The organism is Nocardiopsis sinuspersici, assembly GCF_001998325.1.
In the GTDB taxonomy this organism is placed as follows: domain Bacteria; phylum Actinomycetota; class Actinomycetes; order Streptosporangiales; family Streptosporangiaceae; genus Nocardiopsis; species Nocardiopsis sinuspersici.
The window spans coordinates 1,081,059-1,101,900 of record NZ_MCOK01000001.1; the positions used below are offsets into that span (position 1 = coordinate 1,081,059).

Consider the following 20,842-nt stretch of genomic DNA (forward strand, 5'->3'; position numbering starts at 1 on the left):
CGGTCGCGGACGGCCGAACCCCCCAGCGCACGGGCCCCTCTCCCGGAGCCCTGCCCGGGAGAGGGGCCCGTGCGCTTCGGTGCGGGGCCTCCGGATCTCACAGGCACTCCCCGGGAAGGTCGCCCGCACGGAGCTCGGAGAAGGTCACCACCCTCTGCCCGGGGCGGGTGAGCACGGCTCCGCCGCGTGCGAAGAAGACGGTTCCCCCGGGCCTGCGCAGGTTGAGGAGGCCGACGGCCGAGCACAGGATCCGCCGCGGTGCCACCTTCTCCACCCCCGCCGTCGCGGCGAGGGAGTCGGCCGCCTCGGGGCCGACCTCGGCGAGGAACCGGGGGAGTTCGTGCGCGCTCACGTGACCTTCTCCCCGGCCTCCGCGATCTCCAGGACACCCAGGAGACGGCGGGCCATGTCCCGCTCCCGGCCCAGGGGAAGGCCCTGTTCGTACTCCCACGTGCCTTCCGTGCGGAACGGCTCCCACATCCAGAACCAGTGCCACTGTCCCGAGTCCGTCCGCATCAGGCGCACCGGCTGTTCCTGGGAACCCCGCTTCGCCACCAGCACCATCCCCGGCTGGGGGAGCGGCTTGAGGTTCAGCGCGTCCAGTTCCAGGGCGAGCCGCTTGGCCGCCTCCCTGGTCACCGTTGCCGGGCTGTTCGATTCTGACATGTCCCTTTTCTCTGTGGAATGGTGGAATGCTCTCGAGGCCGCTGCCATGAATCGCCGTCGGCCTCGAATTCGATCATCCGAGAGAGGAGCTCGGAACCATAGAGTGCATGAGCTTATGGGAGAATTTGAGGAGTGCTGTTCTCGGTGGTGCGAGGATGGTGGAGAAGGGTGGAGTAATGGCGAAACACAAGATCAGGCCGAACGCCCGGGAGTGGGGAACTGAACTGAAGGTTCTGCGGGCCAGGGCGGGCAGGACCCAGAAGAGCCTGGCCGCTCCGCTGAACTGCTCTGACACGCTCATCTCCGGATTCGAGTCCGGCACGCACTGGCCCTCACGCGAGATGGCGGTGGAACTGGACGTCCTGGTCGCGGGGGAGGGGACCCTCGTCAGGCTCTGGGACCGGTTGAACTCCAAGCAGGCCTACCCCGCCTGGGCGGGTGACCTGGTGAAGGCCGAACCCATGGCAACGGTCATGCGCAAGTTCGAGGCCACGGTCATTCCCGGCCTCCTCCAGACGGAGGACTACGCGCGTTCCCTGGTCGTGGCGAACAACGGCCTCGCACCGTTTCGCGATATCGAGGAGCTGGTATCAGGTCGGATGGAAAGGCAAAGGCTCTGGGACCTCCCTGACCCTCCCCGCATGGTGGTCGTTCTGAACGAAGCGGTCCTCCTGGCCTCTATCGGCGGACCGCAGGTCCTGTCCGAGCAGATCACCAAGCTGATCGATATGGTGGAAACCAAACGGATCAGGATTCATGTCGTTCCTCTGGACACGTCGGGTCCCCCGGCGGTCATGCCCTTCACCCTCCTGAGCTTCGAGGACCAGTCGGACACGCTGTACCTGGAGGACGCGCTATCGGGCCGGATGGTGACCGAGCAGGACGACGTGGCCCGGATGGATACGCTTTTCAGCGACCTCCTGGGGGTCGCGCTGTCGCCTGAGAAGTCGCTGAAGGTTCTCCACCAGCATCGAAGGAAGCATGATGACGAAGTCGAAGCTCTCACCTGAGTGGAAGAAGTCCAGCTACAGCGGTGGCAACGGCGGTGACTGCGTAGAGGCCAGGCAGAACGCTGCGCGCGCCGCCGTCGCCGTGCGTGACACCCAGAACCGCCACCTCGGCCATCTGGAAGCCAACAACACTGAGTGGACCGCCCTCCTGGGAGCGGTTAAGGGATGACGATGACGAAGCTCTCACCTAAGTGGAAGAAGTCCACCTTCAGCCATGGCAACGGTGGAAACTGCGTCGAAGCTCGGAGAACCACGACGGGCGCCGCCGTGCGTGACACCCAGAACCGGCACCTGGGCTGCCTGGAGGCCACCGGAGCCGAGTGGACCGCCCTCCTGGAGGCGGTGAAGGGCTCCACACCCTGAACCTTCTGGAGCCCCCAGACGCACCGAGCCCCCTTCCCGGACGCCCGGGAAGAGGGCTCACGCACGTGTCGCCGCAGGCGGAGGACCCGCGGCCTAGAGCGTCGGCAGGTACCGCGCCAGCTCGTACGGGGTGACCTGGCGGCGGTAGGAGTTCCACTCCGCCTTCTTGTTGCGCAGGAAGAAGTCGAAGACGTGCTCGCCCAGGGTCTCGGCGACCAGCTCGCTGTTCTCCATGATCCGCAGGGCCTCGTCCAGGCTCTGCGGCAGCGGGCGTATACCCAGCGCGCGGCGCTCGGAGTCGGTCAGGGCCCACACGTCGTCCTCCGCGCCGGGGGGCAGCTCGTAGCCCTCCTCGATGCCCTTGAGCCCGGCGGCCAGGATGACGGCGTAGGCCAGGTAGGGGTTGCAGGCGGTGTCCAGCGAGCGGATCTCGATCCGGCTGGAGTTGGACTTGCCGGGCTTGTACATCGGCACGCGCACCAGCGCCGAGCGGTTGTTGTGGCCCCAGCAGATGTAGGCGGGGGCTTCACCGCCCATGCCGGCGGAGGCCGCCGGGTCGTCCCACAGGCGCTTGTAGGAGTTGACCCACTGGTTGGTCACGGCCGTGATCTCGTCGGCGTGCCGCAGCAGGCCCGCTATGAATCCGCGTCCCACCTTGGAGAGCTGGAAGTCCGCGCCCGGCTCGTAGAAGGCGTTCCGGTCGCCCTCGAACAGCGACAGGTGCGTGTGCATGCCCGAGCCCGGGTACTCGGTGAACGGCTTGGGCATGAACGTCGCGTACACGCCCTGCTCCATCGCCACCTCCTTCATCACGAGCCGGAAGGTCATGATGTTGTCGGCGGTGGTCAGCGCGTCGGCGTAGCGCAGGTCGATCTCCTGCTGTCCCGGGCCGCCCTCGTGGTGGCTGAACTCCACGGAGATGCCCATGGCCTCCAGCATGTTGATGGCGTTGCGCCGGAAGTCGTGCGCGCTGTTGTGGGGCGTGTGGTCGAAGTAGCCGCCCGAGTCGTTGGGCTCGGGGAACTCGCCCTGCTCGGGCATCTTCTTGAGCAGGTAGAACTCGATCTCGGGGTGGGTGTAGAACGTGAACCCCAGGTCGGAGGCCTTGCCGAGCTGGCGCTTGAGCACGTGGCGCGGGTCCGCCGAGGACGGCGAACCGTCCGGCATGAGGATGTCGCAGTACATGCGCGCCGTGCCGTGCGGCTCGTTGCGCCAGGGCAGCACCTGGAAGGTGGAGGGATCGGGCTGGGCCAGCATGTCGGCCTCGTAGACGCGTGCGAACCCCTCGATCGCCGAGCCGTCGAAACCGATGCCCTCGGAGAAGGCCGCCTCCAGTTCGGCGGGGGCGACCGCCACGGACTTGAGGTACCCGAGCACGTCGGTGAACCACAGCCTCACGAACCGGATGTCGCGCTCCTCCAACGTGCGGAGCACGAATTCCTGCTGTCGATTCACGGTCAACCTTCCTTGATGCCGGTCGGTCCGGATACTGTTCCGCCGTGCGCGGAGCCGAGCCGGACACAGTGTCCCGGGACCAGTCTGCCGTGCGGATATTTCCGGGGTATTTCCGCACACGCCGACAAGCCTGCCCGGTCCGTTCCCCGCACACGCATTATGACCTGTGGCCGGGGCTTTCGCTCCGCCACCTCGCCTCGCCCGCGGTTCCCCGAGTGTGACGGAACTCCTCGGTCCGAGGCGGTACGCGCGGGTCCCCGCCGGGGGTCCGGCGGCGGCCCGACCCGAAGGCCGACGTAGAGTGCCCTGCCCGGGGCACACCATCCGCACAGGCGCACGGCCGGGGTCCGCCGGTCGGTCCGGGGACTTCCGCGTACTTTTCCGGTTCTTCCTCCCGAACCCGTAACGCTGAGCGGGGTCCGGACATGTGTGGGGGTGTAGGACGCACCACCACCGAGGGGAAAGGGTGCACGTTGCCCCGAAAACACCCGGTGCGGTCGCGGGAGGAGTCCGTCGCACGGTTCGAGGAACTCTACGAGTCCACGTTCCGTGACGTGCTCGGCTACCTGCTGCGCCGCACACAGGACCCGGACCATTCCGCCGACCTCGTCGCCGACGTGTTCACGGTGGTCTGGTCCCGGATCGACGACGTCCCGCCGGAGGACCAGGCCCGGCCGTGGGTGTTCGGCGTGGCACGCAAGGTGCTCGCCAACCACCGGCGCGGCGACCAGCGCCGCAACGCCCTGGCCGCGCGCCTGCGTGCCGACCTGCGCGAGGTCGCCGTCACCCTGCCCGAGGCACGTGATCCCGGCCTGGGCGAGGTCGGCAGGGTGTTTCGCGCCCTGCCCGAACGGGACCGGGAGATCCTCTCCCTGGCGGGCTGGGAACAGCTCGACACCGGGCAGATCGCGGTCGCCCTGGGGTGCGCACGGGGAACCGCCCGCGTGCGCCTGCACCGGGCACGCAACCGGTTCGCCAGGGCCCTGCGCAGGGCCGGCCTGGACACCGGGACCGGAGCCCCCTCCTCGGTCACCACCCCACGCCCACGGCGTGCCACGTCCCTGAAAGGAGCGGCGCGATGAACCATGACCCGATCGACCGCATGGTGGCCGGACTCCGCCCCGAGGTGGACGCGTCCCACCGGCTCGACCCCGCGGCCCCCGCCGCGCGTGAGCTGCGTTCGCTGATCCCCACCCGGAACCAGGAGACCACCATGTCCATGTCCCCCCGCAGGAAGCGCCTGCTCGTCGCGGCTCCGATCGCCGCGGCCCTCGCCGTGGGAGGCGTCGCGGCCACCGTGCTGTTCGACCCCTCCGCCGATGAGGGCTCCTCCCTTCCGCTCGGCCCCGAGCCCGCGGCCGCCGCCGTACTGGACGTCAGTGTCGAGGAGGGCGTGGTGGTGGCCGAGGTGCTCGACCCCACCGCCGACGCCGAGGCGTACGCGGCCGAGTTCGCCGAGCACGGCCTCGACGTCACGCTGCGTTTCGTCCCGGCGTCTCCCACCGTCGTGGGCAACCTCGTCTACCTGGACGACAACATGACGGGCGAGGGCACCGACGAACGCGACGTGGAGGTCGTGACCTCGCCCGGGGAGTGCACTCCTCAGGGCGGGGGCTGCCCCGTGGGTGTGCGCATCCCCGAGGACTACGACAACCCGGTCGAGGTGGTCTTCGGCCGGGAACCCGAGGCCGGGGAGCACTACGAGAGCACGAACGCCGCGACCGCCCCGGGGGAGGCCCTGGAGGGCATGGAACCCGCGGGGATGACCGTCGGTGAGCTGCGCGACGCCCTCGCCGGGGTCGACCAGGAGATCGCCGGCTTCAGGAAGCCGGTCCAGGAGCCCTGTGGCGGGTCCGAGAACGACACGGACGACCTCGACGCCGACGGGGAGCCAGCCTCCACCGACACCGACGCCGAGAACGGGTCGGCCGCGGGGGAGGGCTCGCGGCCGGCCCCCGGGCCGAACGACCCCCCGCAGGCTCCCGAGGACGGGCTCTGCGGGGAGATGCGGGAGCTCACCGGGGACGAGGTCGGTGACGACATGGTGGTCGCCGACGTGTCGCTGCACGCGCCCGGCGAGGTGAGCGTGATCGTGGAGGGCGAGACCGGGCTGTTCTGACCGGCCGCTTCCGGACCGCTTCCGGGACGAGCCGTGAGGGGCGGGCGCGTGGCCACGCGCCCGCCCCTTCGGCGTTGTCCACGGAAGGAGAAGTCCCGTTCTCCGGGGTCACCGGCCGGGCGTCCTCCCGCGCCACGGCCGGTGCGGGTCAGCCGTTCACACGTTCGCGCAGGATGTCCACACCGCTGCCGGTGAGCTCGTCCAGGTGCGCGGAGCGACCGGTCATCGCCATGACCAGGGCGAGCGTGCTCCCGGAGACGAGCGGTCCGGTGCCGGAGGCGAACGGACCGTCGGTGGCCTGGAGCCTCAGCCCCCGCACCCGGCTCTTGGCGACGACGACCTGGTCCGAGCCCCGGTAGTAGTCCGCCACGAGGGTCAGCGTGGCGATCGGACGGGCGCCGACGATGCCCAGGGGCCGCCTGATGTCCTCTCCGTGCACGATCGCCTCCCCCAGGATGGCGGGCTTGGGCAGGGGCGGTGACGTCGTGCTCCTCGTGACCCCCCGGAAGCGTGCGAGGGTCTCGGCGCCGGAGGTGCCCATCTGCTCCGCCAGGCGCATCGCGACCTGGGCGTCGAAGTCGAACCGGCAGCGGACGACCCCGGCCAGCCATCGAAGGCCGTTGAGGGTCGCCGCCGAGGTCAGGTGCGCGAGTACCTCGCGCACGGTCAGGCCCTCGCACAGCGACGGTGTCGCCCACTGTTCCTCGGTCAGCTCGGACAGGTCGTCGGCCAGCGCCGCCCGCTCCTGGTGGATCAGCGGCCACAGGTCCGCGCGGCCGCTCACCGGCGGACTCCGCGGCACGGGCAGTGTGCTGGTGGTGTCATCGGATACTCCTGGGAACGGGTTTTCGTCCCGTGCCTGTGGTCGTGGGCGGACACCGGAATCATCACTCCGGCCTACGACATTCCCGGGCTCGTCGCCGGTGTCGCGGAAGGGGGCCGCGGGGGCGTGGCCGCGGAGCCGTGGCCTATCGTCGGGGCATGGTGCGACAGACCACTCGTCTCGGGGTCCGGCAGGTCGATCTGGCTGACTGGCGGTGGTTGTTGGGAGCGCTGCGTGCTCGGTTCGGGACCGGCTCGTTCGGAGCGGGAGCCGCGTTCGTCGCCGCCATGGGGCGGCTCACCGACACGGTCGGCCATCATCCCGACGTCGACCTGCGTGCGGAGCATGTCCAGCTCGTGCTGCGCAGCCACGACGTCGGAGGGGTGACCGAAAGGGACGTCCGACTGGCCGAGAGGATCAGCGCGCTCGCGTCCGACCAGGGGCTGACCCCGTGCCCGGAGCGGGTACAGGTGCTGGAGCTGGCCCTGGACGCGCCCGTGTCGGAAACGGTGCTGCCGTTCTGGGCGGCCGTTCTCGGCGGTGGTGAGGCGGGCGGCGACGTCGTCGACCCGGCGGGGGAGCTCCCGCCGCTGTGGTTCCAGGCGACCGACTCGACCGCACCCGACCGACAGCGCTTCCACCTCGACGTCACGGTTCCCCCGGAAGCCGCCGACCGGCGGATCGCCGCGGCGGTCGCCGCAGGCGGACGCGTCGTCGACGACGGCCATGCCCCGGCCTTCGTCGTGCTGGCCGACCCGGACGGCGACAAAGCCTGTGTCTGCACCGAGTTGGGGCGGGGCTGAACCCCGCCCGCCCCATCGGCACGTCACCGACCCGGTCTCTCCCGGCGGCGCCCGTGAGGGCGCGGGCAACGAGCCCTAGGCCAGGCCGAGTTCGCGCAGCCGGGCCCCGGCCGTCGCCCGGTTGGGCACGTCGAGCTTGGCCAGGATGTTGGACACGTGCACGCTCGCGGTCTTGGGCGTGATGAACAGCTCCCCGGCGATCTGGGCGTTGGTGCTGCCCACCGCCAGCAGCCGCGCCACCTCCGCCTCGCGCGCGGTCAGCCCGGCCGGTGCCGTGGGCGGGGCGGCGTCCTCCACCAGGCCCGCCCCCATCCTGCGCGCCAGGTCCGCGGCGGCGTCGGCCAGCGGTACCGCTCCGCACTCCTCGGCCGCCGCGTGCGCCCGGCGCACCCACTCCAGGGCGCGGCCCCGGTCCCCGGCGGCCATCGCCGCCTCGGCCGCCCGCAGCCGGGCTCCCGCCAGGTGCAGCCGCATCGGCGTGGCCTCCCATGCCTCCACCGCCGCCGTCCACCGCTCCAGCAGCGGGGCGGGCTCCGCACCGTCCACCGCGGCCAGCCGGGCCGCCACGGACGCCCGGTAGGCCTGCTGCGCCGTTCCGTGGGCCGGCATCAGCGTCACCAGGTCGGCCACCAGGTCCCGCACCCGGCGCGCCAGGTCCACCGTCTCGTGGGGACGTCCCGAGACCGTGCCCAGCCGCGCGGCCTCGGCCATCACGTCCGCCATCGGCCACGTGTAACCGTGCGCGGACTCCAGGACCAGCCGTTCCAGGGTCCGCTCGGACAACGCGAGCGCGTCGTCGACCGCGCCCGCGGCCAGGTCCGTCTCCAGGAGCGCCAGCAGGGACAGCTGCACGATGTTCATCCGCTGCGAGGTCAGCGCGTCCGACCGCCCCGGCACCTGCATGGCCCGGCGCGCGGCGGCCAGGTCCCCCTGGGCGGCGGCCGCCCGGACCAGCACCGCGTCGACGTAGTAGCGGTGCTTGTTGAGCGGGTGGGTGCGCAGGACCGCCTCGACGATCCGCCGCGCCCCGGCCAGGTCGCCCAGCTCGAAGTAGATCTCCGCGCGGTTCTGGTGGTTGAAGGTCTTGTGGACGGACGCCCAGCCCATCGCCTCGTGCCGGGCCAGGGACTCCTCCAGCACCGCCAGTCCCTCCTCGTGGTGGCCCAGCTCCCGCAGGAAGTGGCCCAGGTTGCCCGCTCCGCGCGCCTCCAGGGAGGGGTCGGAGATCTCGGCGGCGTAGCCGATGGCCTCCTCGATCAGCGGACGGCCCCTCTCCAGGTCCCCCGAGTCCATGTGGAGCCCGCCCAGGGTGATGCGGGCGTCGGCGGCCGCGCACATGTCCTCCTGGCCGGCGGACCCGGCGAGTGCGATGGCCTCCTCCGCGAGCGCGCGCGTGGACCTTCCGGCCTTCTCCAGCTCCTTCAGGCGCTCCTGTCCGGGGGTCCCGCGCCGGTCGCCGCGGTGGACCATGGTCTCCCTGGCCAGGATGGCCAGCAGGATGACGTACCCCGGCATGTGCGGCGGGTGCAGCTCCAGGGCCGTGATCAGGTCGATGATCCCGCTGCCGCAGGCCTCCTCGGCGCGTGCCAGCCCGCGACGGCGCAGCAGGCACGCCCGCACCATCAGCGTGTGGTCGTCCCGGTCGTCCTCGGACAGGGTGGCCAGGGCCTCGTCGGCGAGGTCGAGGGCGCGCCGGGGGCGGCCCGCCTCCACGGCGGCCCCCGCCGCGCGGCTGACCACCTCGGCCCAGGACAGGCCCTGCACCCGCTCCCGTGCGTCGGGTACCCGGTCCCACAGGGCCAGGACCCGCTCCAGCATGTCGAGTTCCTCCCCGTAGGCGAGGGTGTCGCTCGCGCGCACCGCGGCCCACCAGGCGGCCTGGAGGGCGCTGGGCAGTTCCTGCGCGGCGTTGTAGTGGTGGGCCTGCTCGGCGGCCCGCCGGTCGAGGGGGACGGAGTCGGGGTACTCGTCGATGAGCTGGGCGAAGCGCATGTGCAGCCGGGCGTGGGGACCGGGCAGCAGCTCGCCGTGCACGGCGTCGCGCAGCAGGGCGTGCCGGAAGCGGTACCCGGTGCGGTCGGCGCGCAGCACGTTGGCGTCCACCAGGGTGCGCAGGGCGGGCTCCAGTTCGCGCTCGGCCAGGCCGGCCGCGTGGTAGAGCATCTCGTGCTCGATGCTGCCCGAGACCGCGCCGACCGACGCCACGCGCAGTACCGACATGGCGGTGTCGTCGAACCGGTGCAGGGGCTCCAGGAGCAGGTCGCGGAACTGGTCGGGCACGCCGTGGTCGTCGCCGGCGGGATCGCCGACCGACTCGGCGAAGGACTCCACGAACAGGGGGACGCCCTCGGTGCGCCGGTAGAGCTCGTCCATCTCGTGGTGGGTGAGCGCCGTGCCCCGGATCGCCGCGGCCTGGGCGCCGGCCTCGTCGCGGCTCAGCGGCGCCAGTTCGAGCGCCTCGACGCCGGGTGCGCGCCGCAGTTCGGGGAGCAGGCGGCGCAGCGGGTGGGTGCGGTGCAGGTCGTCGCTGCGGTAGGTGGCGACGATCTGCACGCCCGGCAGGTCGAGGTTGCGAACGAGGAAGACGAGCAGGTCGCGGGTGGCGCCGTCGGCCCAGTGCAGGTCCTCCAGGACCACGGTGACACCGCCGTCCTCGGCGGCCTGGTTGAGCAGGCGCAGGACCTGTTCGAAGAGGATGCCCCGGTTCTCGGGTCGCTGGGCGGGTACCTCGCCCAGTTCGGGCAGGAGCCGGGAGAACTCGCCGACCCCGCCGGGTGCGGCGGTCTCGAAGGCCTCCCGTCCGCGTTCGCGCAGGAGCTGGCGCAGGACGGCGGTGAAGGGTGCGTAGGACAGTCCGTCCACGCCGAGCTGGAGGCAGCCGCCGACGAAGACCGATCCCTGGGGCAGGGCCGAGACGAACTCGCCGACCAGGCGGCTCTTGCCCACTCCCGCGTCCCCGCCGACCAGGACCGCTCCAGGCGCCTCGGTGTGCGATCGCCGGGCATGGTCCCGGAGGAGCCGGAGCTCGGGCTCACGGCCCACGAACACGGTGTTGCTCTCGACAAGAACGGGCATGACGCTCATTATGCCTACAAGGTCGGACACCGTGGGTGTCGTCGGGAATCGCACGCCGGATCTCAGACGGCCCGGCCGAAGCGGGAACGACGCTCCTCGCGGCGGCGCTCACGCTCCTCGGCGCGCTTGCGGCGGGCCTCGAGTACGGCCTCGGTACGACGCAGGCGTGCCTCGGTCGTCTCCTTGGTGACGGCGGCGAGAAGTTCGGGGTGGATCACGGTCTCTCCTGGTGGTGCTGGTCCGGTGTCCCTCACCGGCACCACCCACGATGCTTCTAAGACCCCCGTCCCCACATGGGGAGAACACCCCGTTCCCGGCCCCGCGCACGCCTTGGCCGTAGGACACCGCCCGCTCTGGGAGGCCGCCCGGTCTAAGACGGCCGCCCCGCCTGAGACGCCGCGGGCTCGAACCGGACCGGGCCCGTTTCGTCGGCCGTCCGGGCGGGCGCCCCGCCCGAGAGGGCGTCCCGTCACCGAGGTGCTCCTCCGCCACGCGGCACGGCACGCGAAGGGAAGGCCCGGACACCTTCCTCCCGCCGCTCCCCGCGCGCGTTACCGCGCCCTCAGACCGCGCCGAGGTCGCGGGCACGCGCCCCGGCCGTCGCCCGGTTGGGCACGTCGAGCTTGGCCAGGATGTTGGACACGTTCACGCTGGCCGTCTTGGCGGAGATGAACAGCTCCCCGGCGATCTGGGCGTCGGTGCTGCCCACCGCCGGCAGCCGCAGCACCTCCGTCTCGCGCGGAGTCGGTCCCGCGGGGGCTCCGAGGCTCCGCCGAGCCGCAGACCCGCACGCCGGGCCGGCCCGGCGGCGGACCGCTCCAGCGGCACCGCCCCGCACCCGTGCGCCGCGCCTTGGGCCTGTCCCAGCCATGCGCGGGCCGCGGCCTGGTCGTGTCCGGCCAGCGCCGCGTGCGCCGCACGCAGCCGGGCCTCGGCCAGGTGCAGCACCAGGGGCGTTCGCTCCCAGCGCCGCACCGCCTCCTCCCGGCCCCCGCGCGCACGGGCGTCGGGCACCCGGTTCCACAGGGCCGGGACGCGCTCCGGCATGACGAGCCGCTCACTGTGGGCCAGCGACTCCCCGGCCCCCGGACCGCCACGCCGCCACCCACGCCGCCTGCATCGCTCGGGCGGGTCCTGGGCGGAGTGGTAGTGGTGGGCCTGCTCGGCGGTGCACCGCTCGGCGGGCACGTAGTCGGGGTGCTCGTCGATGAGCTGGGCGAAGCGCAGGTGCAGCCGGGAACGCGTTCCGGGCGGCAGGGAGCCGTGGACGGCCTCGCGCAGCAGGGCGTGCCGGAACCGGTACCCGTCCCCGATCACCCGCAACAGGCGGGCGTCCACCGGCGTGTGCGGGGACGACCCCGGTATGTCCTCGGCCAGTTCCGACGCCCGGCGGAGTCAGACGGCGCGGCCGACCGCGCCGACCGAGGCCGCGCGCAGTACCGCCGTGGCGTCCGGGTCCAGTCGGTACAGAGCGCCAGCAGGTCCGGGAAGTGCCGGAGGCCTCGGTGCGGCAGCGGCGGCGTACGGCCGTCCGGCGGAGTCAGACGGCGCGGCCGTAGTCCTCCCGCTTCCGCGACAGGAGGCGGTGCTCGCGGCGCTCCTGTCTGCGCTGCGCGCGCTCGTGCCTTCGCTGCGCGCGCTCCCTGGCGTGGGCCCGGCGGGCCGCCTGGACGTTCTGCGCCTCGCGGACGCGCTGCTCGGTCATCTCCCGGGCGTTGGCGTTCATCAGCTCGGTGTGGAACACGGTGTTCTCCCCGTCCTCGGGGCGCGGACCCGGTGTCCCCGCCGTCTGGTGTCCACGATCGCCCTAAGACCCCGGGGCGCACATGGGGAGGAATCCCCGTCCTGGGGCGGGACGGGGCACGTATGGCCCTAAGGCCCCGGGCGGAGCCGCCGGCCCGAGTCCCACGGCCGGAAGGCGTGTCACCGCATGCACTCACCTGATCACGCATAGTTTCCTAGGGGTGTCGGATCGTGAACACGCGGGAGGCGCGGGATGACGGGAATGGTCCGGAAGGGCTGTCGGAACACGGCGTACGGGCGGGCGGCCGCGGCCGGCCTGGTGGCGATGGCGACGGGAGTGCTCGCCGCGCCGGCCCTCGCCGACGACGGGGCCGGTCCGGCGGCCGGGATGGGCCTCACCCTGGACGCGGGCGCGCAGCCGCCGGGGCCGGGGCAGGAACTCACGCTGCGCGCCACCCTGGCCAACGGCGGCGGTGGCGCCGTGGAGGGCGCCCTGCTCGCCCAGCACGTCCCCGAGTCGCTGGAGATCGTGGAGGTCGGCGGTGACGGGGTGGTCAAGGACGGCATCGTGAACTGGCGGGTCGCCGTACCCGCGGGGGAGGAGACGGCGTACACGGTACGTGTGCGGGTGCCGGAGGACGCCGAGGGCCGGGAGCGCCTGACGAGCACCGCCTGCCTGCTGCTGGACCGCGACTCCGACCCGGCCATGTGCGCGAGCGACACGGTGGTCGTGGCCGAGACGACCGTGGCGGGACGTGCGTCGGAGTACATGGACCGCGACGGCCTGGTGAGGGCGGCGGGGGTGGCCCTGCTGGCCGGTCTGGCCTGGGTGCTGTGGCGGCGCAGGAGCGCTTCGGCGCGCGGGTGAGCCGGGGCGGGGACGTGCGCCGCGCCGCCCCGGCGTACGGTCCCGCCCGGCCCCGTCTGGCGTACCGCCCCGGTGGGCGGCCGGGGCGCACTGGCAACTACAAGGCGTAGTAATGTTCCGGTATGGACATCTTCTACTCCGCGCTCGTCTTCCTGCACATGCTCGGTCTCGCGGGCGTCCTCGCGGGCTTCCTCATGCAGGTCATGACCGGCAACGCCAAGTCGACCAAGGTCCTGCTGCACAGCTCCCTGCTCCAGCTCGTCACCGGACTGCTGCTGGTCGGGGTCGCCGAGATGGCCGACCTCACGGAGATGAACCACGTCAAGATCGCGGTCAAGCTGGTGGTCGCGCTGGCCGTCGTGGTGGTGGGCGTGCTGAACCTGCGCAAGCCCGCCGACAAGCTCGCCGTCATCGCGGGCGTGCTCGCCGTCGTCAACATCGGCGTGGCCGTCTTCTGGTAGTTCCCCGCCCTCCCGCGTCCCCCGGCGCGGTCCCCGCAGGCCGCCCCCGCCGGTGGTGGTACGGACCCCGGGGTCCGTACCACCACCGGCTTTTTCTGTGCCTTTCAGTAATCTTGCAAGGTTTTTCGTGCTTCAAGCCGAAGGTCCCGCATCGCCGTCCCCGCAGTTCACGGCGGCGGCGCCCCCGGTCCGCCTTCGCCGCGAAGGCGCCGCTGTACCCGGTGTCCGCCCAGGTGGGGTCGGCATTCGTCGCGCTGCGTGAAAGGCGACACCCCGGTGACACGGGCTGTTCACAAGGGCGAACCCTTCTGTTACCTTCATCACGCTCACGCAAACTCTTGCAATAACTGCAAGAGGACAGCGGTCGGGGCAGTGCCGCCCCACCGCGCACCTTCCCCCGAGGAGCGCACATGAAGCTATCCGGACTCGGCGCCGCGGCCGGGTCGGTTCTGGTGGGAGCCGGCCTGCTAGCGGTTCCCCTCCTGCCCGGCCCCGCCCCCCGACAGATCGAGACCGCCTCCACCGACGCCACCGCCGCGGCCACCGGCAACGGGGAGGCCGTCGTCCACCTCTTCCAGTGGACCTGGGACGCGGTGGCGAACGAGTGCACCGACTTCCTCGGCCCCCGCGGCTTCGGCGCGGTCAAGGTCTCACCGCCCCAGGAGCACGTGGTCATCCCCTACGCCGAAGGCGGGAACCACCCCTGGTGGCAGGACTACCAGCCCGTCTCCTACCGCATCGACAACACCCGGCGCGGCACCGCCGAGGAGTTCGAGGCGATGGTCTCCACCTGCGCCGACAGCGGTGTGAAGGTCTACGTCGACGCCGTCATCAACCACATGACCGGCGACGGCTCCGGTACCGGCAGCGCGGGCACCGAATGGGCCAAGTACGACCACCCCGACCTGTTCGGCGACGGCGGCGCCGGCTACGACCGCGCCGACTTCGGCCCCTGCTACGAGGAGATCGCCGACTGGAACGACAAGTGGGAGGTGCAGAACTGCCAGCTCGTGGGCCTGGCCGACCTCGACACCGCCGACCCCCGGGTGCGCGCGCAGATCCGCCGCTACCTCAACGACCTGGTGGACATGGGCGTGGCGGGCTTCCGCGTGGACGCGGCCAAGCACGTCCCCGAGGAGCACATCGGGGCCATCCTCTCCGACCTGCACGAGGTGCCGGTCTTCGGCGGCCGGCCGGAGATCTACCAGGAGGTGATCGGCGACCAGACGATCCCCTACACCGCCTACACGCCCTACGGGGACGTGACCGCCTTCGACTACCAGCGCGACATCTCGGGCAGGTTCGCCAACGGCGACATCTCCGGCCTGGCGCACCTGCCGGACTACGGCGGGCTCAGCGACGAGCAGGCCACCGTCTTCATCGACAACCACGACAGCCAGCGCTACCACCCGACCCTGACCTTCAAGGACGGCGACCGGTACTACCTCGCCACGGCGTTCATGCTCGCCCACCCCTACGGCACCCCGGTGGTGATGTCGAGCTACGACTTCGGCGACAACGTGACCGAGGGGCCGCCCAGCACCGGATCCGAGCCCGGCAACCCGGCGGGCTGGATCACCGAGGACGCCGACTGCTCCGACTCCGAGTGGGTCTGCGAGCACAGGCACCCCGCCGTCGCCGGGATGGCCGCCTTCCGCAACGCCACCGGTGACACCCCGGTGGTCCAGCGCGCCACCGACGGCGCCTCCCGGCTCGCCTTCGACCGGGGCGACCGCGGCTTCGCCGCCTTCAACGCGAGCGGCGGCACCTGGAACCTGACCGCCGACACCGCCCTGCCCGACGGCAGCTACGAGAACGCGGCCGGAAGCGGGACCCTCACCGTCGCCGACGGCCGGGTCAGCGCCCGGGTTCCGGCCAACGGGGCCGTCGCCCTGCACGTGGGCGGCACCTGCGACGACTCCGCCGAGTGCGGAGGCGGCACCGACCCCGGTGACCCGGACGACCCCGCCGGGAGCAGCGTCTCCGCCACCGTGGAGACCTGGTACGGCCAGGAGGTGTACGTGGTCGGCTCCACCCCCGAGCTGGGCTCCTGGAACCCGCTGGACGGGGTGAGGCTGTCCACCGACGAGTCCACCTACCCGGTGTGGTCGGGCACCGTCCCCTTCGGCGCCGACACCGAGTGGAAGCTGGTCAAGGTCGACGGCGCGGGCAACGCCGAGTGGGAGTCCGGCGCCAACCGCGTCGGCCCCGCCTCCACCGTCACCTGGCGCGACTGACCCCGCCGGCCCCGTCGCGGCGCCCCGCCGCCCCGCTTCGGGGCGCCGCCCGTCCACCCGCCCGTCCGGAGGGACCGGCGGGCGAGGACCTTCGAGGAATCCGCCGACCACCACCCCGGGCCGAACCACTCCCGGCCCCGGCGCCCCCGTGCCCCACTCCCTCGACACGGGGGCGCCCCTCCCGGGGACCACGGTGCTGTGACCGGAGAGGGCCCCGTACACCGTGATCCCGTACTCACGGCGCACTTCGAGTGCCGAGGGCGTCCACAGGCACAGGGCCAACGCGGGCCGGGCCCTCGCGGCCGGCGCACCGGACCTGTCCGGTGGACTCGGTCCCGCGCCACCGGGGGCGGCGGGGCCGCCGGAGGATCCGCGGGTACGCCCGTGAGGCAGGAGCGGCCGCACCGTGGGCGCCGGCGGGGTTCCCGTACCCCCGGCGTCCGAGCGCACAGCGAAGCGCGGCGGAGCCCCGGGGAGACACGGTCTAGTCGTCGTAGAAGACCCGCTCCATGACCGCGCGCGCCCGACGGGTGGTACGCAGGTAGGACTCGGTCAGCCGGTCGGACGGGCCCTCCCACACCTCCTCGTCCTCGTCGTCGCCGCCACAGCCCATCGCACCCGCCACCGCGGCGCGCACCCGCAGGTCCGTGGGCAGCGAGTCGCCGCCCCGGCCGCGCACCAGCATCACCATCCCGCGCACCCGCGACGCCAGCTTCCATGCCTGTGCCAGGACCTCGCCGTCCTCCTCGTCCAGGAGCCCGTGCGCCACGGCCGCCTCCAGCGCCTCCAGCGTGCCCGTGGTCCGCAGGTCCGGGTACTCGCGGGCGTGGCGCAACTGAGTCAGCTGGGCCACCCACTCCACGTCCGACAGCCCGCCCCGGCCCAGCTTGGTGTGCAGCGTCGGGTCGGCCCCGCGCGGCAGCCGCTCGGACTCCATCCGCGCCTTGAGCTTGCGGATCTCCAGCACCGCGGAGGAGTCGATCCCGCCCTTCGGATACCGGATGGGGTCGATCAGCTCCGTGAACGCCTGACGCAGCCCCGGATCGCCCGCGACCGGCTTGGCCCGCAGCAGCGCCTGGCTCTCCCACACCTGCGACCAGCGCCCGTAGTACACGGCGTAGGACTCCAGCGTGCGCACCACCGGGCCGCTGCGCCCCTCCGGGCGCAGGTCGGTGTCCACCTTCAGCGGCGGTTCCGCGGCGGGCATCTCCAGCAGCCGCGCCAGCTCCCGCACGATCGCCATCGCCTGTTTGGTGGCCGCGCCCTTGTCCACCCCGGGCAGGGGATCGTGCACGTACATCACGTCCGCGTCGCTGGCGTAGGTCAGCTCCCCGCCGCCGAACCGGCCCATCGCCACCACGCACACCCGCGTGAGCGGCTCGTCCCGCGACGCGGCCACCACCCGGTTCTGCGCCAGGCGCAGCGCGGCCTCGATGGTCACCGCCGCGATGTCGGTCAGCGCCGAGCCCACCTCCTGGATCGAGGACACCTCCAGCAGGTCGGCGGCGGCCGTGCGCAGCAGCTCGCGGCGGCGCAGCGCGCGCACCGCCGCCACCGACTCCTCGGCCGTGTCGTACCGGCGCTGCGCCGCCTCGGCCTCGGCCGCCAGCACCCTCGGGCTGTGGCGCGCCAGGTTGGCGTCGTCGGCCAGCATCGCCACCGCCTCCGGGGCGCGCAGCAGCAGCTCCGTCGCATAGCGGCTCGTGCCCAGCAGCCACGCCATGCGCTCGGCCACCCGCACGTCGTCGCGCAGCAGCCGCAGGTACCACGGGGTGGTGCCCAGGGCCTCGCTCACCTGCCGGAACCCCAGCAGGGCCGAGTCGGGGTCGGGCGAGTCGGAGAACCAGCCCAGCATCACCGGCAGCAGCGTCCGCTGGATCGAGGCCCGGCGCGAGACCCCCGACGTCAGCGACTCCAGGTGGCGCAGAGCACCGCCCGGATCCACGAACCCCAGGGCCTCCAGGCGGTCCCTGGCCTGCTCCGGCGACAGCCGGGCCTCCTCGTCCGGCAGTCTGGCCACCGCGTTGAGCAGCGGCCGGTAGAACAGCTTCTCGTGCAGGCGCCGCACCTCCGAGGACACCCGGCGGCGCGCACCGGTCAGCTCCCTGACCGGGTCCGCGGTGAAACCGAGGGCCCGCCCCAGGCGGCGCAGGTGCTCGGAGCCCTCCGGGCCGGCGGAGTCGGGCATCACGTGCGTGCGCCTCAGCCGCTCCAGTTGCAGCAGGTGCTCCAACCGCCGCAGGAACCGGTAGGAGTCGGCCAGCCCGGACGCGTCCCCGCGCCCCACGTACCCGTGCTCGGACAGCACCCGCAGGGCCTCCAGGGTGTTGCCCGACCGCAGCCGCTCGTCGGTGCGCCCGTGCACCAACTGGAGCAACTGCACCGAGAACTCGATGTCGCGCAGCCCGCCCGGCCCCAGCTTGAGCTCCCGCTCGGCCTCACCGGCCGGGATGTGCGCCACCACCCGGCGGCGCATCGCCTGCACGTCCTCCACGAAGTCCGTGCGGTTCGCGGCACCCCACACCATCGGGGAGATCACGTCCATGTAGGCCCGGCCCAGCTCCGCGTCGCCGGCGATCGGGCGGGCCTTGAGCAGCGCCTGGAACTCCCAGGTCTTGGCCCAGCGCTCGTAGTAGGCGCGGTGTCCCGACAGCGGGCGCACCAGCGGCCCGTTGCGCCCCTCCGGCCGCAGCGCCGGGTCCACCTCCCACAGGGTGCCCTCGGCGTCGGTCTCCGACGGGACGCGCATCATCGCGGTGGCCAGCCGGGTCGCCGCGCGCATCGCGGCCTGCTCGTCCACCGGTTCGTCGGAGCCGGGTTCCTCGACCGGCTCGGCCACGAACACCACGTCCACGTCGCTGACGTAGTTCAGCTCCCGTCCGCCGCACTTGCCCATGCCTATGACCGCCAGGCGGCACAGCGCCGCGTCCTCGGGGTGCTCGGCGCGGGCCACCGCCAGGGACGCGTCCAGCACCGACGCGGCCAGGTCGGCCAGCTCCGCGGCGACCTCGTCCACCGTGCACATGCCGGTCAGGTCCCGCCCCGCCAGGCGCAGCACCCGCCTGCGGTAGGCCACGCGCAGGAGGTGGCGGAGGGCGGTGGCGGACCCGTCCTCGGACACGGCGGGGTCGGCCACCGGCGCGGGACCGTTGGGGTCGGCGCCCACGGTGTGCATCAGCCCCCGGCGCACCTCCTCCTGCTCGGGGGAGCGGGCGGCGTCGGCGCCCCGCAGCTCCCGCCAGTCGCCCGGATGGCGCACCAGGTGGTCGGCCAGGGCGGGGCTGGTGCCCAGCACCCGGCACAGTCGTGCACGCAGTTCGCGGTCCTCGCGCAGCGCGTCCAGGACCTCGTCCGGATCGGCGTCGGACTCCAGGACCCGGATCAGCCCGAGCAGGGCCTGGTCGGGGTCGGGAGCCGCCGCGAGGGCGTCGATGACGTCGGTGTCGGCCTGGGCGTCCAGACCGGCCTCCGCCACCAGCCGCAGGGCCCGGATGCTGTCGCTGAAACCGCGTCTGGCGAGTGCGCCTGCCGTCATGTCTGTTCTTCCGTCCCTTGCCACGCGTCAACGGTAACCGTGCGGTCGGCGTCCGGGCGTTCCCGGCCGCCCCGCCGCTCCCGTGCCCGGTGGTCGGCACCGGGGCCCGGAACCGGGTCGGGGCCGGTACCCGAGCGAACGGATACCGGCCCCGATGGGGAGCTGCCGGGCGGACCCGGCCGCCGCCTAGACGTCGTAGTAGAGCTCGAACTCACGCGGGTGCGGGCGCAGGCGCAGGGAGTCGATCTCCTCGGTGCGCTTGAAGTCCACGTAGGTCTCGATGAGGTCCTTGGTGAACACGCCGCCCTCGAGCAGGAACTCGTGGTCGGCCTCCAGGGCCTCCAGGGCCTCGTCCAAAGACGCGGGGACGGTCTTGATGGACTGGGCCTCCGCCGGGGGCAGCTCGTACAGGTCCTTGTCGATCGGCTCCGGCGGCTCGATCTTGTTCTTGATGCCGTCGACACCGGCCATCAGCATGGCGGAGAAGGCCAGGTACGGGTTGGCCGACGGGTCCGGCACGCGGAACTCGATGCGCTTGGCCTTCGGGTTCGAGCCGGTCAGCGGCAGGCGGATGCAGGCCGAGCGGTTGCGCTGGCTGTAGACCAGGTTGATCGGGGCCTCGTAGCCGGGCACCAGGCGGTGGAAGGAGTTGACCGTCGGGTTGGTGAAGGCCAGCAGCGCCGAGGCGTGCTTGAGCAGGCCGCCGATGTAGTAGCGGGCCGTGTCGGAGAGCTGGCCGTAGCCGGACTCGTCGAAGAACAGCGGCTCGCCGTCCTTCCACAGGCTCTGGTGGCAGTGCATGCCCGAGCCGTTGTCGCCGAACAGCGGCTTGGGCATGAAGGTGGCCGTCTTGCCCGCGGCGTTGGCGACGTTCTTGACGATGTACTTGTACAGCTGAACGCGGTCCGCGTGCTGGAGCAGGGTGCCGAACCTGATGCCGATCTCGGCCTGGCCCGCGGTGCCGACCTCGTGGTGCTGGAGCTCGACGTCGATGCCCGACTTGATCAGGTGCTGCACCATGTCCGAGCGCAGGTCGCTGTAGTGGTCGACCGGCTCGACGGGGAAGTAGCCGCCCTTGTAGCGGGGACGGTAGCCGCGGTTGCCGCCCTCGAGGGTGGAACCGGTGTTCCAGGCGCCCTCGATGGAGTCGATCTCGTAGTAACCGGTGTTGGCCCGGGTCTCGAACTTGACGTCGTCGAAGATGTAGAACTCGGCCTCGGCACCGAAGAAGGCGGTGTCGGCGACACCGGATCCGCGCAGGTAGGCCTCGGCCTTGCGGGCGACGTTGCGCGGGTCGCGGCTGTAGGACTCCAGGGTCAGCGGGTCGTGGACGAAGAACGTCATGTTCAGCGTCTTGTGCTTGCGGAACGGGTCCAGCACACCGGTGCTCAGGTCCGGGAGCAGCAGCATGTCGGACTCGTGGATGGCCTGGAAGCCGCGGATCGAGGAGCCGTCGAACATCTGGCCGTCGGTGAACGTGGACTCGTCAACGTTCTCGGTCGGGAGGGTAACGTGGTTCACGCCTCCGAACAGGTCCGTGAAACGGACGTCGAGGAATCTGACGTCCTCTTCTCGGATATAGGCGAGCACCTCGTCGACGCTGCTGAACAAAACGAACCTCCGTGCAGGTGGCTGAGACGGTGGACCGGGGTCCGCTCCATCGAGGACACGTCGGATCGCGCGC

General features: G+C 72.1%; 20 protein-coding genes. 9 read left to right on the top strand and 11 right to left on the bottom strand.

The window, feature by feature from the left end; translation table 11 throughout:
- Window positions 1–97: 97 nt before the first annotated feature.
- Window positions 98–352, bottom strand: a complete 255-nt coding sequence (locus NOSIN_RS04560) for a hypothetical protein (protein ID WP_077689533.1) — start codon at window positions 350–352, stop codon at window positions 98–100.
- Window positions 349–666 (bottom strand): hypothetical protein, encoded by a 318-nt coding sequence (locus tag NOSIN_RS04565; protein ID WP_077689534.1) that lies wholly within the window; start codon window positions 664–666, stop codon window positions 349–351. Before NOSIN_RS04565 ends, NOSIN_RS04560 begins: the two co-directional genes overlap by 4 nt.
- Before the next feature lie 176 nt (window positions 667–842).
- On the opposite strand from NOSIN_RS04565, the gene NOSIN_RS04570 reads away from it, so the two are divergent.
- From NOSIN_RS04570 to NOSIN_RS04580, 3 genes are read left to right on the top strand one after another with little or no spacing between them, the layout of a single operon-like run.
- Window positions 843–1,676, top strand: a complete 834-nt coding sequence (locus NOSIN_RS04570; RefSeq protein ID WP_077689535.1) for a helix-turn-helix domain-containing protein — start codon at window positions 843–845, stop codon at window positions 1,674–1,676.
- Window positions 1,651–1,845, top strand: coding sequence for a DUF397 domain-containing protein (locus NOSIN_RS04575; RefSeq protein ID WP_375539669.1), 195 nt, complete (start codon window positions 1,651–1,653; stop codon window positions 1,843–1,845). The genes NOSIN_RS04570 and NOSIN_RS04575 overlap by 26 nt, the downstream gene beginning before the upstream one ends.
- A gap of 2 nt (window positions 1,846–1,847) precedes the next feature.
- Window positions 1,848–2,039 carry a DUF397 domain-containing protein gene (locus NOSIN_RS04580; RefSeq protein WP_143833015.1) on the top strand — a complete coding sequence of 64 codons (192 nt, stop codon included), beginning with the start codon at window positions 1,848–1,850 and terminating at the stop codon, window positions 2,037–2,039.
- Window positions 2,040–2,132: 93 nt separating this feature from the next.
- Here the strand turns inward: NOSIN_RS04580 and NOSIN_RS04585 are convergent, their stop codons facing one another.
- The gene (locus tag NOSIN_RS04585) at window positions 2,133–3,494 is read right to left on the bottom strand and encodes a glutamine synthetase family protein (RefSeq protein ID WP_171986555.1); all 1,362 of its coding nucleotides are present in this window, start codon (window positions 3,492–3,494) and stop codon (window positions 2,133–2,135) included.
- 473 nt (window positions 3,495–3,967) lie between these two features.
- Between NOSIN_RS04585 and NOSIN_RS04590 the strand changes: the two genes are divergently transcribed.
- Window positions 3,968–4,576 (top strand): RNA polymerase sigma factor, encoded by a 609-nt coding sequence (locus NOSIN_RS04590; protein WP_227015000.1) that lies wholly within the window; start codon window positions 3,968–3,970, stop codon window positions 4,574–4,576.
- A complete protein-coding gene (locus NOSIN_RS04595) occupies window positions 4,573–5,613 on the top strand; it encodes a hypothetical protein (RefSeq protein ID WP_077689540.1) in 1,041 nt (346 codons plus the stop codon). Before NOSIN_RS04590 ends, NOSIN_RS04595 begins: the two co-directional genes overlap by 4 nt.
- Window positions 5,614–5,761: 148 nt before the next feature.
- On the opposite strand, the gene NOSIN_RS04600 is transcribed toward NOSIN_RS04595, so the two are convergent.
- On the bottom strand, window positions 5,762–6,397 hold the full coding sequence (locus NOSIN_RS04600; protein ID WP_077689541.1) for a maleylpyruvate isomerase family mycothiol-dependent enzyme: 636 nt from the start codon (window positions 6,395–6,397) through the stop codon (window positions 5,762–5,764).
- Between the two features lie 197 nt (window positions 6,398–6,594).
- Here NOSIN_RS04600 and NOSIN_RS04605 point away from each other — a divergent pair, with 197 nt between their 5' ends.
- Window positions 6,595–7,239 carry a VOC family protein gene (locus NOSIN_RS04605; RefSeq protein ID WP_077689542.1) on the top strand — a complete coding sequence of 215 codons (645 nt, stop codon included), beginning with the start codon at window positions 6,595–6,597 and terminating at the stop codon, window positions 7,237–7,239.
- A 75-nt stretch (window positions 7,240–7,314) separates the two neighbouring features.
- Here the strand turns inward: NOSIN_RS04605 and NOSIN_RS04610 are convergent, their stop codons facing one another.
- From NOSIN_RS04610 to NOSIN_RS04620, 5 genes are all read right to left on the bottom strand, one after another.
- Window positions 7,315–10,314, bottom strand: coding sequence for an ATP-binding protein (locus NOSIN_RS04610; RefSeq protein ID WP_077689543.1), 3,000 nt, complete (start codon window positions 10,312–10,314; stop codon window positions 7,315–7,317).
- A gap of 62 nt (window positions 10,315–10,376) precedes the next feature.
- Window positions 10,377–10,532, bottom strand: a complete 156-nt coding sequence (locus NOSIN_RS27110; RefSeq protein WP_170293614.1) for a hypothetical protein — start codon at window positions 10,530–10,532, stop codon at window positions 10,377–10,379.
- A gap of 344 nt (window positions 10,533–10,876) precedes the next feature.
- Complete coding sequence (locus tag NOSIN_RS27625) at window positions 10,877–11,023, bottom strand: LuxR C-terminal-related transcriptional regulator (RefSeq protein ID WP_236743296.1); 147 nt, start codon at window positions 11,021–11,023, stop codon at window positions 10,877–10,879.
- The gene (locus NOSIN_RS27630) at window positions 10,960–11,652 is read right to left on the bottom strand and encodes a hypothetical protein (RefSeq protein WP_236743297.1); all 693 of its coding nucleotides are present in this window, start codon (window positions 11,650–11,652) and stop codon (window positions 10,960–10,962) included. Before NOSIN_RS27630 ends, NOSIN_RS27625 begins: the two co-directional genes overlap by 64 nt.
- Window positions 11,653–11,854: 202 nt before the next feature.
- Window positions 11,855–12,058, bottom strand: a complete 204-nt coding sequence (locus tag NOSIN_RS04620; RefSeq protein WP_077689545.1) for a hypothetical protein — start codon at window positions 12,056–12,058, stop codon at window positions 11,855–11,857.
- A gap of 252 nt (window positions 12,059–12,310) precedes the next feature.
- Here NOSIN_RS04620 and NOSIN_RS04625 point away from each other — a divergent pair, with 252 nt between their 5' ends.
- The 3 genes from NOSIN_RS04625 to NOSIN_RS04635 all read left to right on the top strand — a co-directional run bounded on the left by NOSIN_RS04625 (window position 12,311) and on the right by NOSIN_RS04635 (window position 15,623).
- Window positions 12,311–12,925, top strand: coding sequence for a hypothetical protein (locus tag NOSIN_RS04625; RefSeq protein ID WP_143832850.1), 615 nt, complete (start codon window positions 12,311–12,313; stop codon window positions 12,923–12,925).
- 122 nt (window positions 12,926–13,047) lie between these two features.
- Window positions 13,048–13,386: a hypothetical protein gene (locus NOSIN_RS04630; protein WP_077689547.1), complete on the top strand. Its 339-nt coding sequence runs from the start codon at window positions 13,048–13,050 to the stop codon at window positions 13,384–13,386.
- A 410-nt stretch (window positions 13,387–13,796) separates the two neighbouring features.
- Window positions 13,797–15,623 carry a carbohydrate-binding module family 20 domain-containing protein gene (locus tag NOSIN_RS04635; RefSeq protein WP_077689548.1) on the top strand — a complete coding sequence of 609 codons (1,827 nt, stop codon included), beginning with the start codon at window positions 13,797–13,799 and terminating at the stop codon, window positions 15,621–15,623.
- 484 nt (window positions 15,624–16,107) lie between these two features.
- Here the strand turns inward: NOSIN_RS04635 and NOSIN_RS04640 are convergent, their stop codons facing one another.
- Window positions 16,108–19,158 (bottom strand): bifunctional [glutamine synthetase] adenylyltransferase/[glutamine synthetase]-adenylyl-L-tyrosine phosphorylase, encoded by a 3,051-nt coding sequence (locus NOSIN_RS04640; protein WP_077689549.1) that lies wholly within the window; start codon window positions 19,156–19,158, stop codon window positions 16,108–16,110.
- Between the two features lie 186 nt (window positions 19,159–19,344).
- Window positions 19,345–20,769, bottom strand: coding sequence for a type I glutamate--ammonia ligase (glnA, locus tag NOSIN_RS04645; protein ID WP_077689550.1), 1,425 nt, complete (start codon window positions 20,767–20,769; stop codon window positions 19,345–19,347).
- Window positions 20,770–20,842: the final 73 nt, after the last annotated feature.